General features: G+C 38.2%; 16 protein-coding genes and 1 pseudogene. 2 read left to right on the top strand and 15 right to left on the bottom strand.

Going from position 1 to position 15,409, the window contains the following annotated elements; translation table 11 throughout:
• Nucleotides 1-37 precede the first annotated feature (37 nt).
• The 15 genes from H7O61_RS04520 to H7O61_RS04450 all read right to left on the bottom strand — a co-directional run bounded on the left by H7O61_RS04520 (nucleotide 38) and on the right by H7O61_RS04450 (nucleotide 13,905).
• Nucleotides 38-595, bottom strand: coding sequence for a beta/alpha barrel domain-containing protein (locus H7O61_RS04520; RefSeq protein ID WP_079338948.1), 558 nt, complete (start codon nucleotides 593-595; stop codon nucleotides 38-40).
• Nucleotides 583-1,878, bottom strand: a complete 1,296-nt coding sequence (locus H7O61_RS04515; protein WP_187875273.1) for a tetratricopeptide repeat protein — start codon at nucleotides 1,876-1,878, stop codon at nucleotides 583-585. Before H7O61_RS04515 ends, H7O61_RS04520 begins: the two co-directional genes overlap by 13 nt.
• 36 nt (nucleotides 1,879-1,914) lie before the next feature.
• Nucleotides 1,915-2,313 (bottom strand): YkgJ family cysteine cluster protein, encoded by a 399-nt coding sequence (locus tag H7O61_RS04510; RefSeq protein WP_187875272.1) that lies wholly within the window; start codon nucleotides 2,311-2,313, stop codon nucleotides 1,915-1,917.
• Nucleotides 2,314-2,329: 16 nt separating this feature from the next.
• Nucleotides 2,330-2,869 (bottom strand): hypothetical protein, encoded by a 540-nt coding sequence (locus H7O61_RS04505; RefSeq protein WP_000803090.1) that lies wholly within the window; start codon nucleotides 2,867-2,869, stop codon nucleotides 2,330-2,332.
• A complete protein-coding gene (locus H7O61_RS04500) occupies nucleotides 2,866-3,399 on the bottom strand; it encodes a hypothetical protein (protein WP_001875580.1) in 534 nt (177 codons plus the stop codon). Before H7O61_RS04500 ends, H7O61_RS04505 begins: the two co-directional genes overlap by 4 nt.
• Entirely contained in the window at nucleotides 3,389-4,369 is a 981-nt protein-coding gene (locus H7O61_RS04495) for a hypothetical protein (RefSeq protein ID WP_187875271.1), read from the bottom strand. Before H7O61_RS04495 ends, H7O61_RS04500 begins: the two co-directional genes overlap by 11 nt.
• Nucleotides 4,362-5,015: a lysophospholipid acyltransferase family protein gene (locus H7O61_RS04490; protein ID WP_000053532.1), complete on the bottom strand. Its 654-nt coding sequence runs from the start codon at nucleotides 5,013-5,015 to the stop codon at nucleotides 4,362-4,364. The genes H7O61_RS04495 and H7O61_RS04490 overlap by 8 nt, the downstream gene beginning before the upstream one ends.
• Before the next feature lie 39 nt (nucleotides 5,016-5,054).
• Nucleotides 5,055-6,368, bottom strand: coding sequence for a tRNA (N6-isopentenyl adenosine(37)-C2)-methylthiotransferase MiaB (miaB, locus tag H7O61_RS04485; RefSeq protein ID WP_187875270.1), 1,314 nt, complete (start codon nucleotides 6,366-6,368; stop codon nucleotides 5,055-5,057).
• A 9-nt stretch (nucleotides 6,369-6,377) separates the two neighbouring features.
• Nucleotides 6,378-6,620, bottom strand: a complete 243-nt coding sequence (locus tag H7O61_RS04480; protein WP_000780041.1) for a nuclease — start codon at nucleotides 6,618-6,620, stop codon at nucleotides 6,378-6,380.
• Nucleotides 6,621-6,681: 61 nt separating this feature from the next.
• Nucleotides 6,682-7,911 (bottom strand): aminofutalosine deaminase family hydrolase, encoded by a 1,230-nt coding sequence (gene mqnF / locus H7O61_RS04475; protein ID WP_187875269.1) that lies wholly within the window; start codon nucleotides 7,909-7,911, stop codon nucleotides 6,682-6,684.
• Nucleotides 7,896-9,032: an amidohydrolase family protein gene (locus H7O61_RS04470; RefSeq protein ID WP_187875268.1), complete on the bottom strand. Its 1,137-nt coding sequence runs from the start codon at nucleotides 9,030-9,032 to the stop codon at nucleotides 7,896-7,898. Before H7O61_RS04470 ends, mqnF begins: the two co-directional genes overlap by 16 nt.
• A gap of 9 nt (nucleotides 9,033-9,041) precedes the next feature.
• Complete coding sequence (locus H7O61_RS04465; protein WP_187875291.1) at nucleotides 9,042-9,761, bottom strand: cytochrome c biogenesis protein CcdA; 720 nt, start codon at nucleotides 9,759-9,761, stop codon at nucleotides 9,042-9,044.
• A 56-nt stretch (nucleotides 9,762-9,817) separates the two neighbouring features.
• Nucleotides 9,818-12,388: an ATP-dependent Clp protease ATP-binding subunit gene (locus H7O61_RS04460; RefSeq protein ID WP_187875267.1), complete on the bottom strand. Its 2,571-nt coding sequence runs from the start codon at nucleotides 12,386-12,388 to the stop codon at nucleotides 9,818-9,820.
• A gap of 72 nt (nucleotides 12,389-12,460) precedes the next feature.
• Nucleotides 12,461-13,219: a DNA-methyltransferase gene (locus H7O61_RS04455; protein ID WP_187875266.1), complete on the bottom strand. Its 759-nt coding sequence runs from the start codon at nucleotides 13,217-13,219 to the stop codon at nucleotides 12,461-12,463.
• Nucleotides 13,216-13,905 carry a BsaWI family type II restriction enzyme gene (locus H7O61_RS04450; RefSeq protein ID WP_187875290.1) on the bottom strand — a complete coding sequence of 230 codons (690 nt, stop codon included), beginning with the start codon at nucleotides 13,903-13,905 and terminating at the stop codon, nucleotides 13,216-13,218. The genes H7O61_RS04455 and H7O61_RS04450 overlap by 4 nt, the downstream gene beginning before the upstream one ends.
• Nucleotides 13,906-13,989: 84 nt before the next feature.
• On the opposite strand from H7O61_RS04450, the pseudogene H7O61_RS08055 reads away from it, so the two are divergent.
• Nucleotides 13,990-14,231 (top strand): annotated as a pseudogene (locus H7O61_RS08055) (hypothetical protein).
• Nucleotides 14,224-15,330, top strand: coding sequence for a DNA methyltransferase (locus H7O61_RS04445; RefSeq protein WP_187875265.1), 1,107 nt, complete (start codon nucleotides 14,224-14,226; stop codon nucleotides 15,328-15,330). Before H7O61_RS08055 ends, H7O61_RS04445 begins: the two are co-directional and overlap by 8 nt.
• Nucleotides 15,331-15,409: the final 79 nt, after the last annotated feature.

The following is a 15,409-nucleotide window of genomic DNA, read 5'->3' as shown; positions in this document are numbered from 1 at the left end:
GTTTGAATACGATTTTTACTCTAAATTAGCTTAAAATTCAATCTAAAAAGACTATTTTTTTTTGATTATAAGAATAGGGGCTATTTTCTAACACGCCTAAAACCCCTAAATCTTTTAAATGAGTATAATCGGGCTTGTGGGTTTCTACGAACACGCTCAAACCCAAACGCCAAGCGAACTCTACCATGCCTTTTAAATCCTCTTTTAAAAGCTCTTCATCTAAAACGACCCCATCAGAGCCTTGAACAAGCGATTCTAAAAGCTGGTAGTGGCTGATGAAAAGATCCTGATGGACAATCAAAGAACTCGCATGCCGGCGCAACAACCCTAAGATTTCTAAATCAAACACGCTTGGCGCGCCTATTTCGTATAATCCTTTGAAATTGACAACGACGCAATCGGTGCGGGTGTTTTCTTTCAAAAGCGTTTCTAAAACCTCATCAGGGGTTACAAAAACATAATCCTTAGTTTGAGGAATGATTCTAGGCAAGTAAGGGTTATACGACAAGCTTTTACCCAACATTTCATAAGAAAGCATGCCCTCTTTTAAGGCTAAGCTTTTTTGTAAATTTTCTAAAATCCCTATTTCTTGCATTCTTGAATGATTTTATTGTGTTCTTTTAATTCGGGTTCGTTTTGGATAAGCTCTTTAGCGATGCTAGAAAAGATCTTTTTAGCTTCCAAGCAATTCCCCAATTTGTAATAACCCCATGCTAAAGAATCCAAATAAAGCGCTGAGTTAGAATCTAACGCTAAGGCTTTCCTCACAAGATCCATGCCCCTTTTAACATCCATGTCATAGTCTATTAAGGAATACCCTAAAAAATTATAAAAGAAAGCGTCTTGCGCGTCTTCTTTATCTTTAGTTTTAGCAAGCCATGCTTGGCGCTCTTTGGTGGCTTGCTCTAATTTTTGAATGATGGGCAACATCTCTTCTTTGGTGAGCTTTTTCTTATTCGCGCTCAAGCTTTCATAATGATAAATCGCCTCTAGGCCTAAGAATTTAGGGTCTTTTCTTTCTTGATAGATCAAAGAAGCTTGTTTGGAAGCTTGAGCGAATTTTTTTTGCGCGGTGTATAAGTCTAGCAATAAACGCCTGTCAAAGGGGAATAATTCTGCGATTTGCTGGGCCTTATCAAACTCTTTTAACAAGATTAATACCCCTATGTAAAATTGGGCGTTTTGAACAATAGGGTTTTTTTCATACAAACGAGCGAAAGTTGTTTTAGCCAAATCAAGCTCGTTAAATTGCGTGAAGGTGTTGAGCGCTTTTTGGCACAATTGCTCTGAGCAACCATACCTGTCTATATGGGATTGCAACAAGTCTAAGCCCTCTTTTTTGCGGTTTTGTAAAAAATAGATCGTAATGAGTTTTTCTAGGCTGTCTTCATCATGCACTTGGTTATAAAACTTATTCAACAATGGGAAAGCCTTATCCAAACGCTTTTGAGTCAAATACAAAGTCCCTAACACATTGTCTGTGGCTATGGTTTTTTCTTCTTTACGGATTTTGTGTAATAGTTCAATCGCCTTATCAATCTGCCCCATTTGCGCATAGCCATCCACTAAAATCTTATTGATAGAAACATCGTTACGATTATTGGTGATTTTTTGATAGAGCATGGCTAAATGCATAGCGGTTTTAATGTCCCCTAAACTCGCCGCTGAAATGGCCGCCTCTTTAGCATACACCACTTTATTGGTTTGCTTATAGAGATTCATATAGCCTTTTTGAGCGCTAGCAAAATCCCCTCTATGGAAAGCGTCTGAGCTCAACAGGATTTGATGATCTTCTGAAAGGGTTTCAGCCTTAAGGCAAGAAAACAGGCTAAAAAGCAATATATTTGCTAAAAATCTTTTCTTTGTTTGAATATTCATTATTTGATTTCCTTTTTTGTATCACTATAGTGAATTTTAGCGCACTTTAGTCTCTTTGGTTTTTCGTATAATGCCCGGACAGCTTTGACAAAAAGCTTCTTTTTGCTCTTTAGAGAAAGTTTTCACGCTCTCCCAAAAAGGAAAAGTTTGGCATTGTTTAGGGCGCACGCTATAAATCTGGCATTTTTTGGTTTCTAAATCCAAAAACACGCACGCCAAACCCAACTCTTTAGCGTCTTTTTCTAGTAAAGAGAACTTATACCCCACCTTTTTAACATATTTTTGACTGAATTCTTCTAATTCTAATTTTAAAAAAGCGCTAATTTTTTGCATTTCTTGGATATTTAAAAAAATATACCCGCTTTCCCCCACGCAACACTTTGCCCCACAACCCTCGCATGCCTTAGGATTAAAACTAAAATCAAAATCTTGCATTAAACTATCCCTAATCCTATTGGAGATCAATACTCACGCTAAATTGCACCAACAACCCTTCATCATCTTTAGAGATTTTTAAAGGCAATTGGCTTTGAGCGCTCGGTAAATACTTGTTGATTAAAGTGAAAAAAAGATAGGTTTTTTCCAATTCGCTCGCTCTGGCCATGATGAAAAATTGGGTTTTTTGAAGAGGGTTTTGAGAGAGCAAGGGTTTGATTTTATAAGCATCAAAACATTTTTTTAAAATCTTTTCTAAAATCCGTCTGGACTCTTCATCATTAAAAATCTTTAACAAAGATTCGCTGGTTTCTTTTTGATTGCGATAGTTTGCTAGGGCTGTTTCAAAATGCCTTTGCGCGTATTCTAAAACGCTTTTTTTACGATTTTCTTCTAAAAGGATTTTTTTTAATTCTAACATGCTAGGCCATAGAAAATACTCGGTGTTCAACCAACCCAATAAGGAAAAAACCCCTAAAAAAATAAGGTTTTTAATGATAAAACCCACATCGCCTGATTGTTCTCTGTCTAAGTGTGAAAAATGCAATGGCTTCATTTAATAGACTCCGGGTTTTTTATCAGTAAGGAATTAGAAAAGTTGGTGGAAACAAAATTAAACCACCCATCGCTTAAAGGGAAAAATTCCGCCCTAGAATAATCAAACATGGGGTTTAGTTTGTTTTGAAACAAAAAATAAAAGGCTTCTTTAGAAGGGGTTTTACCACTAACCACCACGCTTTGCTGGTCTATTTCAATGCTATTAATAGTGATGGAATCCGGCACAATATTCAAAAGCCCTTGCAAAACATCTCGTATATCATCGTTGTAATTCAAACGCTTTTTGGCTTCTTTAATGAGTTTTAAGGTTTCATCAGTCTTAACCTGCAAGCGGCTGATTTCATGGCGGTAGAGCCTTTCTTGGATCGTCAAACTGGACACATTGTCTTGAGTGTTTTTAATGGCGTTGTGCATAAACCACACTAACCCCCCTATCACCACAAAAGATAAAAAAATGTAAAAAACCCAAATTTTAGAAAGCTTGCTGATAAGGTATTTCGCTCTTGGCTCAATATAGCTAAAACGCATGCTTTTCATTCTCCATGCGCGCTAAAATATTCAAGCGCTCCACTAAAGAAAAATCAAGCCTATCCACTTCTATCATCAAAGTTTCTTGCAAATGCATTAACGCTTTGTGGTGGATTTGACAACTGTCTAAAACAACCACCTTTTCTACAAAGTCTATCTCTCTAGAATGATAGACGCTGCGCAATCCCTCTTGCAAAACATCTGCAATTAAGGGGATATTCGTCATGCCTTCAATCAAACTATAAGCGTCCTCATTTTTTTCGCTATTATCCTTACTGCTATCTAGACCTATCGCTTCTTCAAGGCTGTCAATATCTTCTTGGATTTCGCTCAAAAACAAATTCACAGCCTCATTATCCATCTCCATAGAATCCTCCTCCTTGCTCTCTATAAACTCTTCAGGTTGCTCTTCTAAAAACACGGATTTGGCTAAAAAAATCTCTTTTTTATCCGCAATCAAAAAATAAAATCTTGAACGCTCCAAAAGCAAATACAACAACGGCTTTTCTTCTAAATTATCACGCACAAAATCATAAATAAGGCTAAAAGGCGAAAACAAAAAATCCACATCCTGGATTTTAAAACGCTTGAAATCCTTTAAAAAATCCTTAGATTCCACATAAACGCAATACTTTTGATTGACTTCGCAAGCCTGATAATCTTGATTTTCTCGTTTGATTTGTTCAAACGCCTGCTTTTCGCATAAAACCTCTTTAGCTTTACTCATCGCGCTAAAATAAGTGTAGGGGTATTTTTGGCTATAAGTTCTGGCGATTTTTAAGGCTTGAATGGGGACTTCACCATTTTTAGTTTCCACTTTAGTTTCAAAAGTTTTAAAAAATTTCTCTTTAATGCGATCGTTTTTGATCCTTATGACTTGAGCGGATAAAAGATTGTGATCCACATTAAAAGAGATATACACTTGAGAGCAAAACCTCTCTTTAAGCGCTTTTTTTAACCCCTTAAGCACCCAAACCCCTTTGAGATTCTTCAAACCCAACAGAATCCATGCGCGTTTTTAAATATTCTTTAGCCTTTGAAAGCTCCCATTCTTTAGGGATGATTACCGATTCTAGCATGTAATAATGCACTTCGCTAAAAGGCTTAGGGATTTCAAATTGATCCCAAGTGTTCAACCGCCATGCGTTTTTACAAACCACCCGACAAGCACTAATCCCCACGCCTGATTTTTGAGCTAAAGCGATCACCCCATCCGCTATGCTGTGCCGTGGGCCTTTGGGGCCATCAGGAGTGATAGCGACATCGCAACCTTCTTTCAAACGCTTAAGCCCTTCTATCAAAACCTTAACCCCCCCTTTTTTGCTAGAGCCTCTAATGTTTTTAAAGCCAAAACTTTCAAACAAACCCGCCGCAATAGAGCCGTCAAAATGCTGGCTTGCGATCACATAAACAGAAGGTTTTTGAAGCCTTAAATACGCAAACCCGATCATGCCAAGCTCCCCATGCCAACAGCTTACAATAAAGGGTTTTTCTTTTAAATTTTGAGCTAAAAAATAGCGGTTTTTACAAGTTTTATGCAACAACCAAAGGACTCCAAACGCCAAGCGTGGGACAACCTTTAAAACGATATTTTTCCTGAAAAATTTTAAGCTCAATTCTCGCCTTTAAACCCGCTTTTTCATTGGTTATTTTTATTAGCCGCCTTTAGCGGTCGCCATCAAGCGCCCTTTGGAATGAGAAACTATCTCCACTTTTACAAGCTCGCCCGGATTTCTTTTTTCTTTACACGCTACTTCAATGAATTTCCCCGTATCGCTGCGCCCTTCAAAACCCACGATTTGATTGTCAATTTCACGCCTATTTTCCACCAACACCACATGCGTTTTACCCACTTCTAGCTTGGCTTTTTCTTCTAAAATTTCTTTATGCCTGTTTTGCAACCTCTCTAGCCTTGAAGATGAAACCTCTAATGGCACTCTTTCTTTCCAAGCTCCCGCTTCAGTGAAAGGGCGTGGGGAATAAATGAAACTATAGAGAGTGTCAAAGCGCACTTTTTCTAGCACTTCCATCGTGTCTTCAAAATCCTTATCGCTCTCATTAGGGAAGCCTACGATAATATCCGTGCTAATGCCCACTTCAGGCACTAACGCTTTTAACCTCTCCACCCTATTTAAAAACCACTCCTTACTATAACCCCTTCGCATCATCTTTAACACCGCGCTAGATCCGCTCTGTAAGGGCATGTGGATACTCTTGCACACTTTAGGGTTTTTGGCAAAGCGCTCTAAAAATGCATCATTCATGTGCAAGGGGTGAGGCGAAGTGAATCGTATCCTCTCAATGCCTTGGATTTCGCTCAATTTATCCAACAAATCGCTAAAATCCACTTTCGCATGCTCGTTACTGAAACGCGCGCCGTAATTATTCACATTCTGCCCTAAAAGCATCAGCTCTTTAGTGCCGTTACTCGCCAATTTCTCAGCTTCTTTTAAAATCAAATCCATAGGGATAGAAATTTCTTTCCCCCTAGTGTGCGGGACAATGCAATAAGCGCATTTCTTATCGCAACCTATAGAGATATTTAGTAACGATCGGATTTGAGCCTTTTTTTCAAAAAATTCAAACGCATACGCACTTTCATCATAGTCAATCGCCACTTCAACCGCTTTTTCTTTATGGATCACTTGAGAGATTTTAGACACATTCCTAGCCCCTAACACAAAGCTCACGCTCGGGGCTTTTTTCAAAATATCCGCTCCCATGTGGCTTGCGGTGCACCCGCAAACCCCGATTTTGGCATTGGGTTTTTTGATTTTAGCGAATTGACCGATTTCTGAAAACAATTTCCGTTCAGGCTTTTCGCGCACGCTACAAGTGTTGATTAAAATCAAATCCGCTGTTTTAGGGTCGCTAGTTTCTTTATAGTCTAGTTTGGAAAGCTCGCTCAATAAATGCTCGCTATCCCTAGAGTTCATGGCACAACCCATTGTTTCAATATAAACTTTCAATACAAGCCTTTAAATAATGTGCAATTCATAAAGAAAATCTTTTTCATCGCTGCTGACCCTCACTTCATCTAAATAAGCCGTATGGCCTTTTTCTTTGAAAAAATCCACCGCTTTGAGCATGTCTTTGTGGGCGTTTGTGGGGGCAAAATAGAAAATAGAACGCTTGTCTTCACTAAATTTGTGATACAAATCCTCTAATTCCACGCTCTTAGCGTCTGATTTTCTTGTATTCTTGGCTAAAACTAATTTCATTGACTCTTTCCTTGAATTGATTTAGATTTCTCATTTTAACGCATTCTGTCTTTAAAACAAATTAGATCACCCTTTTCCCCCCTAAAAACAAGCGCTCCACTTCTTTAGCATGCAATAAAAATTGCAAAACCGCTTGCTCTTTAATGAATTTTTCATTAAAACTAAACACGCTCAAATCCGCCCTTTTATTGGCTTCTATCTCGCCATTATTCAAAGCTAAAGCTTTAGCCCCATGCCTAGTCGCCCCTAAAAGGGCTATTTTGGCTAATTCCAATAACGGCATGTTATGGGAAAGCAAGAACGCCCTTAATTCGTCTAAAAGGCTCAAAGAAACGTTAGAACTCAAGCCATCAGTGGCGACGCTCACGCTCAAACCGGCTTCTTTAGCTCTCTCTAAATCCAACGCTTTCCCGCTCAATAAGCGGTTAGAAAAGGGGCATGTGATTAAAAAAGCGTTTTTGACTTGAGACTTGATCCTTTTTAATACTTCTAAAGAAGCGAACTGGTTATGCACAAATAAAGTGTGCGTGTCTTTAAACATGTCAATGTAATCGTTCGCCCCCTCATAGAGCGATGTGAAATTAGACTCTTTTAAAAAACGCTGGTAAAAATTTTCAAACCACCCTTTAGAATTTTCCACCCATTCTAGTTCTTCAAGCGATTCTAAAAAATGCGTAGAAAGTAGGCTTTGTGAATCTTTGGACAATTGGATGACGCTTAAAGCCATGTCTTTTTGCACCGAATAAGGGGCATGCACAGCCAGAGCCGCTTTAAGCTTTTGGTCTTCCAAATCTTTTAACTCTTTAAATTTCGCCTCAAACGCTTTTAATTTTTCTAAAGAATAGCTACTCCCTAAAAACTCTAAAAACACGACAGCATTCAAGGGGCTTTCTTTTAACAGATTAACTTCTATCAGGTGGTTAGAAATCGCCCCCACGCTCCCCACCCCGCTTTTTAATTGCGTAATGATAGCGTTTTGAATAGCCCCTTGGCAATTTTCTAAAATCGCTCCCCCATTGTTTAACACGCTCCCTAACCAGCCAGAAAAACTCCCGTAATCAAAACTCGCCTTGTTGTTGGAAAATTCAAAATGGGTGTGCGCGTTGATAAAAGCGGGCAACAGAACGGAATTTTCAAAAAACTGCGCCTTTAAGTGGGGGTATTTAAGCGTTAAATTCTTATAATCGCCCACTTCAACAATCTTTTCATCAAAGACCACGCCGTAATCTTCTAACACTTCGCATTTTTCATTACACAAAAAAACTAAAGACGCTCCTACGATTTCTTGCATGCATTCTCCTTAATCAATGTGGTTTGCCCTTTTAAGATCATTCTTTGAACTTCGCCATATAATTCCAAACTATAAAAGGGCGAATTTTGATTACTCACTCTTGTTTGAGCGTTTAAATCCACGATCATCAAATTGGCTAATTGGTTTTCTTTAATCTCGCCTGCATTGAGTTTTAAAAACTTCGCTTGATTAATCGCCATGACTTTAATGAGCTGTTGGAAGCTAATGACCTTTTTTTGAACTAAAAAGGTGTAAGCCACGCTAAAAGCGTCCTCTATGCTCTCACACCCAAAAGCGCTTTCTTCAAAAAGCTCTGCGTTAGAATTTTTAGAAGCATGAAGGCTTGTGAGCATGGCGATTTCGTTATTTTTTAGGGCTTCTTTTAGGGCGTTTTGACCTTCCTTATCCCTTAAAGGAGGGGCGATTTTAAATCGGGGTTCATAATCTTCATACACGCTCTCATCTAAGATCAAATGGCTTAAGGGCGTTTGGGCTTGCAAACACGCCCCTAAATTGTTAAAGGCTTTGATGAGTTTGAGCGTGGCGGTGCTACTCACTTTATCTAAAAGCATAGGGATTTGTAACGCTCTAGAAACTTCCATAAAACGCACCAAGCGCGTGTTTTCAAACGCATTTTCTACAAAATTTTGCCCCAATTCATAGGCTAATGCCCCGCTATTTAGGGCTTCAAAAGAATTTTCTAAAGAGATTAAAAGAGGTAAGTTGTAGGATTTGGCGTAATGGCTGATGAGTTCTAAAAAAGCGTCAGATTGCGCGATTAAAATTTCCCCCCCTTTGTTTTTAAGCGTAGCGATGTCGGCTAGTTGGTTGTTTTTAACCGCCATAATATTTTTAATGCCGCTTTGATCGCAATTAAAAACATTGAGTAGCCCTACCCCCCCTTTAAAAGCCTTTTGTTTTAATTTTTCATAACCCTCCAAACCAGTAACGCTCAAATCAATGAAGCTTGGCAGCACGAATAAATTCGCACACTCAATCACTTCTTCATTTTTAATAGGGCTTAAGTTTTCTTTAATCTCTGCGATGAGGGAGTCTTTTAAGCGAATATCCGCTCTTTTTAAAACCTCATCATCATAAAACGAAGCGTTTTTTAACAGCATCAAACCCTCCTAATTTTGTAAAAAGTTAGTCAGGCTTTCTAAAGAATTTGTCATGATCAATATTCCCATTAAAATAAGCACCAACCCTGAAATAATTTCAATCGCGCGGTTGTATTTTTTTAAGGATTTTAAAAACAATAGCGCTCTTTCTAGCATTAAAGCCACCAATAAAAAAGGGATCGCCAAGCCCATTACAAACACCACCATAAGGATTAGACCATAAGCGTCCTTACTCGCACTCATGATCACAATAGAAGTGAATATCGGCCCGATGCATGGCGTCCAACCTAAAGCGAAACTCATGCCCAAAAGAAAGGGGTAAAAGCGCTGCATGTTATTAGATTTGCTCGCTAAACGAACGCTTTGAGTTTTATACAAAAATGCAAAACGAAACACGCCCAAAAAATGCAAACCAAAAAGGATCACAATCCCCCCGGCAATATAATTCACCCAGGAAAACGAAAAGCTATGGATAAGCTTAGCCATAGACATGCCCACGCCCAAAAACACGAGCGAAAACCCTACCACAAACATCAAAGATTTTAAAAAAACCGAAATCCTTTTAGCCTTACCATCTTTAATATCCTCTAAAGAAATTTGAGAAATATAAGACATATACGCCGGGATCAAAGGCAACACGCAAGGGCTTAAGAAAGTTAAAATCCCAGCTAAAAGCGAAGTTAAAAGAGGCGCTGTGTCAAAGAGATTAACAAGCGTATTATCAAACATCATTCAATCCTTTTTTAAAAATAACCATTTCTTGTCTTTTTTAGGATAACAAAATCTCACTTAATCTTAGGCACAATCTCGTTATTTTCTACCACAAACGCCACGCTGTCATTCTCTTTAACTTTATCCTCTAAAATGAGTTCAGCGAGTTTGTCTTCTACCATTTCATAGAGCGCGCGTTTTAAGGGTCTAGCGCCATAAAATCTGTCAAACCCTGCTTCGGCGATCAATTCTTTTGCCTTTTCGTCTAGGGTTATATTAATGCCCCTTTCAAGCGCTTTTTTTTGAATGTTTTCAAAGAGTATCCCCACGATATTAATGATAGCATGACTATCTAGGGCGTTAAAGGAGATGATTTCATCTAAGCGGTTTAAAAATTCCGGCTTGAAGAATTGCCTCAAGCTCTCTTTAATCGCTTTTTGTTTATCGGCTTCACTCAAATTTTCTTCTAAAAGCGCGCCACTAGCCACATTGCTGGTTAAAATCAAAATCGTGTTTTTGAAATCCACCCTCACGCCCTTACTATCGGTTAAATGCCCCTCATCTAAAACCTGTAACAAGAGGTTAAACACATCCGGATGGGCTTTTTCCACTTCATCTAACAGCACCACGCTATAAGGCTTTCTGCGCACCGCTTCGGTCAATTGCCCGCCTTCTTCATAGCCCACATACCCAGGAGCGGCCCCAATAAGACGGCTGATAGCGTGCTTTTCCATGTATTCACTCATGTCAATTCGTATAAGATTTTTATCGCTATCAAACAAGAATTGCGCCAAAGCTTTAGCGCTCTCGGTTTTACCCACGCCTGTTGGCCCTAAAAAGAGGAAACTCCCTATGGGCTTGTTGCTATCGCTAAGCCCGGCCTTATTCCTTTTAATCGCTTTAGCGATCGCTTTGAGCGCTTTTTCTTGCCCCACCACTCTTTTTTGCAATTCGCTTTCAATGTTTAAAACCCTATTTTTTTCGCTTTGGAGCATTTTTTGGACCGGGATGTGCGTCCATTGGCTCACGATCTCAGCGATGTTGTTTTCGGTTAAAGCGTTTTGCAACAACGCCCCGTTTTGTTGCATCGTTTCCCATTTATACTGCAATTCTTTTTCTTTCTTTTCCTTTTCAGGGATTTTAGAGTATTCAATTTCAGCCGCTTGCTGGTAATCCCCATTGCGTTTAAACCTTTCGGCTTCTTTTTTCAAGCTCTCCATTTCCATTTTCAAGCGTGAAATTTCTTTAAACACTTCTTTTTCGTTTTCAAATTGTGCTTCTAATTGGATTTTTTCTTCTTTCAAATCGCTCAACTCTTTAAGGATTTCTTGCATGCGTTTGTGGTTGCTCTCTTTGTTTTCCATTTCAAGGGCTTGTTTTTCCATTTCTAGTCTTTGAATGGAGCGCTTCACGCTAGAGAGTTTGGCCGGCTCTGATTCCATTTGCATTTTTAATTGAGCCGCCCCCTCATCAATCAAATCAATCGCTTTATCGGGCAAAAACCTATCGGTGATATAACGGCTAGAGAGTTTAGCGCTCGCTATGAGCGCGGAGTCATTGATGGTGATATTATGGTGCGTTTCTAAAGTTTCTTTCAACCCCCTCAAAATCTGTAAAGCTTCATTGATGCTAGGCTCATTGAGTAAAATGGGTTGGAAACGCCTTTGTAGCGCCATGTCTTTTTCAAAATACTTGCGGTATTCTTTTAGAGTGGTCGCTCCAATCGTGTGCAATTCCCCCCTAGCGAGCGCGGGTTTTAAAATATTGGCCGCATCCATGCCCCCCTCACTAGCCCCAGCCCCTACAATCGTGTGGATTTCATCAATGAATAAAATCACATTCGCGCTTTTTTTAACTTCTTCAATCACCTTTTTCAGGCGCTCTTCAAACTCGCCTCTGTATTTCGCCCCAGCCACCAATAAACTTAAATCTAAAGCGACAACCCGTTTGTTTAAAAGCGTTTTAGGCACTTCCTTATTCACAATGCGTTGGGCTAACCCTTCCACAACAGCCGTTTTCCCCACCCCAGGCTCGCCCAGTAAAATAGGGTTATTTTTTGTTTTTCTGATCAAAATTTGCATCATGCGAATGATTTCTTCATCCCTCCCGATCACGGGATCCAGCTTATTTTCTAGGGCTTTTTGCGTCAAATCAATGCCAAATTTTTCTAAACTTTCCAAATTGGAATCATCGTTTTTATCCTGGATAGTCCTGCCTTTTCGTAAAGATTCTAAAGTTTTTTGCAATTCTTTAGTGTCTAAATAAGGCTTTAGAACGCTTTCAAAAAGATTCATATTCGCCAAAAGATACGCATCGGTAGCGATGAAAGAATCGCCCGTTTTAGCCATCAAGCCTTGAGCGTTTTCTAAACTTTGGATTAAAGCTTGGTTTAATTGGATGTTTTGCTTGCTGATTTGTGAGACTTTAGCGAACTTATTCAATTCGCTTTGAACGCTAAGTTTTAAAGCTTCAATATCCACAGGCATTTTTTGTAAGGCTTGAATGAGAATGCCTTGGGAGTTATTGAGCATGGCAAAAAGCATGTGCATGGGCGTTACTTCAGCGTTCTTATGGTGTAAGGCTAAAGCGAGCGCGCTGTCTAAAGTCTCATGCAATTGGTCAGTCATTTTTTCAAATAAATTCATTATCAATCCTTTTTGAGTTGTAAAATCTTTACTATTTTACACTATTTTAACCCTCAAAGGTTCTTAAAACGCTCACACTAACGACAAACTCTCTAAAATACGCTTTTTAGACAATTCGCAATATTCTTTTTCAATCTCTAAACCCACGCTAAAACGCCCTAAAGCGTTGGCTTCTAAAATAGTCGTTCCAGATCCGCTAAAAGGATCAAAAATCGTGTCTTCTAAAAAAGAAAACAATTGGATGTAACGCCTGGGTAATTCCCTTGGGAATGGGGCTGGGTGCTTTAGGCGTTTTTTGGATTCACCGCTAAAATTCCAAAGCCCGTTCGTGTAGAGTAAAAATTCCTCTCTACTCATCGTAGAAGTTTGTTTTTGGCGTTTGTATTCGTTTTTATAAAAAACGACGATCAATTCCACAGGAGCGATAGCATAGGGCGCACTAGCTTGCAGCCAACTCCCCCAAGCGGTGTGTCTTGAGATATTGCTTTCATTCCAAATGATCGTATTTTGATATTTCCAACCGCATTCTTTAGCTATTGCAATAATATCAGCCCCCAAACTTTGCTTGCCATGCTTATTCGTATCTAAAGGGACATTCAAGCACAATCTCGCCTGTTCCTTACCCCAAAAATAACAATTTTTAAGCCAATTTTTACACCAATTCAAATAATCATCATAAGCCCTAAAATCATCACTCCCTTGGTATTCAATACTCAAATTATAGGGCGGTGAAGTAACGCACAAATCATAAAAACCTTTTTCAAAAGTCTCTAAAACGCTCGCATCGCCATGGTATAAATCCAATTTTTCCAAACTGAAATAAGGTTTCATAAAAGCCTTTTTAAATCTTCTAATAAATTCTCTATGCCCTTAATTTTAGAACTTTGATCAAAATGGCTTTTGGCTAAATAAAGGCCATCTAATTCATGCTCCATGACGATCCTGGCTTTTTTAGGCTTGTCTTTAAAGCTGATTCCATCATCGTTATCCGGCGTTATCATGAAAACTTTAATGTGAGAAGTTACAGGCGATTGTAAGAGTTTTAATTTCCAATAAGGCGTTTCTGTGAAACGCTCTCTAAACGAATTTTTTACCGATAAAATCGCTAGGATTTTGACATTATCCTTGTTGGTTTGATAAAGAATAATATCTGGTAACACGCTATATTCTCCAAAATGCACCAATAAAGCCCGTTTGACCTTATCCAACTCGCCATTAATGCGTTTAGCCCTTAAGATTTTATCGTTCGTCATTTTGACATTGTTTTTAATACAAAAATCTTTTAATAAAAGTTCTATGATTTTTTCTAACGCTCTTCCAACCGCGCTGACAAAGCCTTGTCTGGCCAAAATACTAGCCTCTTCCTTGCTTTTATTTTGCTTAATATAATCGTTCATTTTATCATTTAAAAAGCGTTCTTTTTCTTGCGCGTAAAAAACCTGCAAAAACTTGTAAGGCTCAGGTTGTTCTCTCATAAAATCTTTAAAACGCTCTAAAATAATATCGGCTAAACCCAATCCAAACACCTTAATCCATAGAAATCCATCAAATTATAATACAAAACTTTTTGATAATGGCTGGTGTTTAAACAAGCTATAATATTGACAGAATTTAATTGAGGGCTAGATATGCAATTTTTAAATCAGTCTTTAGGATTTTTGGCCTTGATGCCAAAAGAAGTTCGAACGATGAATTTTTAGAAATCAAACAAGTATCCTTTCAAAGTCAATTAATCAAAGAATTTGATTTTAAAATGAAACCCATTGATTCAAAAAAACAAGAGCTTATCAATCTTTTTAATCTTAAATTTGGTCATTTTTCTTGGGAAAATTATCTTGCATAAAGTTTTTATCATGGAAGCTTTGGAGTGTTTGAAAAGAATAGAAAAAGAAAGCATCCAAACCATCTATATAGACCCCCCTTATAACACCAAGAGTTTTAATTTTGAATACGAAGACGATCATGCTGACTATGAAAAATGGATCAAAGAACATTTGATTTTAGCGAAGGCTGTGTTAAAACAAAGTGGTTGTATTTTTATTTCTATAGATGATAGTAAAATGGCTGAAGTTAAAATCATTGCCAATGAAATTTTTGGAATGCGCAATTTTTTAGGCACTTTTATCACCAAACAAGCCACAAGATCTAACGCTAAACACATCAATATTACCCATGAGTATGTTTTAAGCTATGCTAAAAATAAAGCGTTCGCTCCTGGTTTTAAAATCTTACGAACGCTTTTGCCCATCTATGCTAAACCCTTGAAAGATTTAATGCGAACGATTAAGAACGTTTTTAAACAAAAAGGACAAGCTCAAGCCCAACTTGTCCTAAAAGAACAAATCAAAGAATTATCTCAAAAAGAACATTTTAATTTTTTAAAAAATTATAATTTAGTGGATGAAAAAGGTGAAATTTATTTCGCTAAAGATTTATCCACGCCTTCAAACCCACGCAGTGTAGCGATACAAGAAATCAATCTTTTTTTAGAACCCCTAAAAAGCAGAGGGTGGAGCAGCGATGAAAAGCTTAAGGAGTTATATTATCAAAACAGGCTTATTTTTAAGAACAATCGCCCTTATGAAAAATACTACCTAAAAGAATCGCAAGATAATTGTTTGAGCGTGTTGGATTTTTATAGCCGACAAGGCACAAAAGATTTAGAAAAATTAGGCTTAAAGGGGCTTTTTAAGACACCAAAACCTGTAGGATTGATTAAATATTTATTGTTATGCTCCACCCCTAAAGATTCTATTATTTTAGATTTTTTTGCAGGCAGCGGGACAACAGCGCAAGCGGTTATAGAAGCTAATAGGGATCATTATTTGAACTGGTCTTTTTATTTGTGTCAAAAAGAAGAAAAAATTAAAAATAACCCGCAAGCTACTAGCATTGTGAATTACCCAACCGCTAAAGCGATTGGGCTTTTTCTTGCTTCATAGCTCCATAACTAGCTAGATCTAATATGTTGCCATATTGAGAACTAACCCCGTTAGAGGAAGCTCCACAAGCTTTGATACG

It is taken from the genome of Helicobacter pylori (assembly GCF_014496965.1).
Taxonomy (GTDB): domain Bacteria; phylum Campylobacterota; class Campylobacteria; order Campylobacterales; family Helicobacteraceae; genus Helicobacter; species Helicobacter pylori_CZ.
This window is presented reverse-complemented; position numbering and strand designations above follow the sequence as displayed.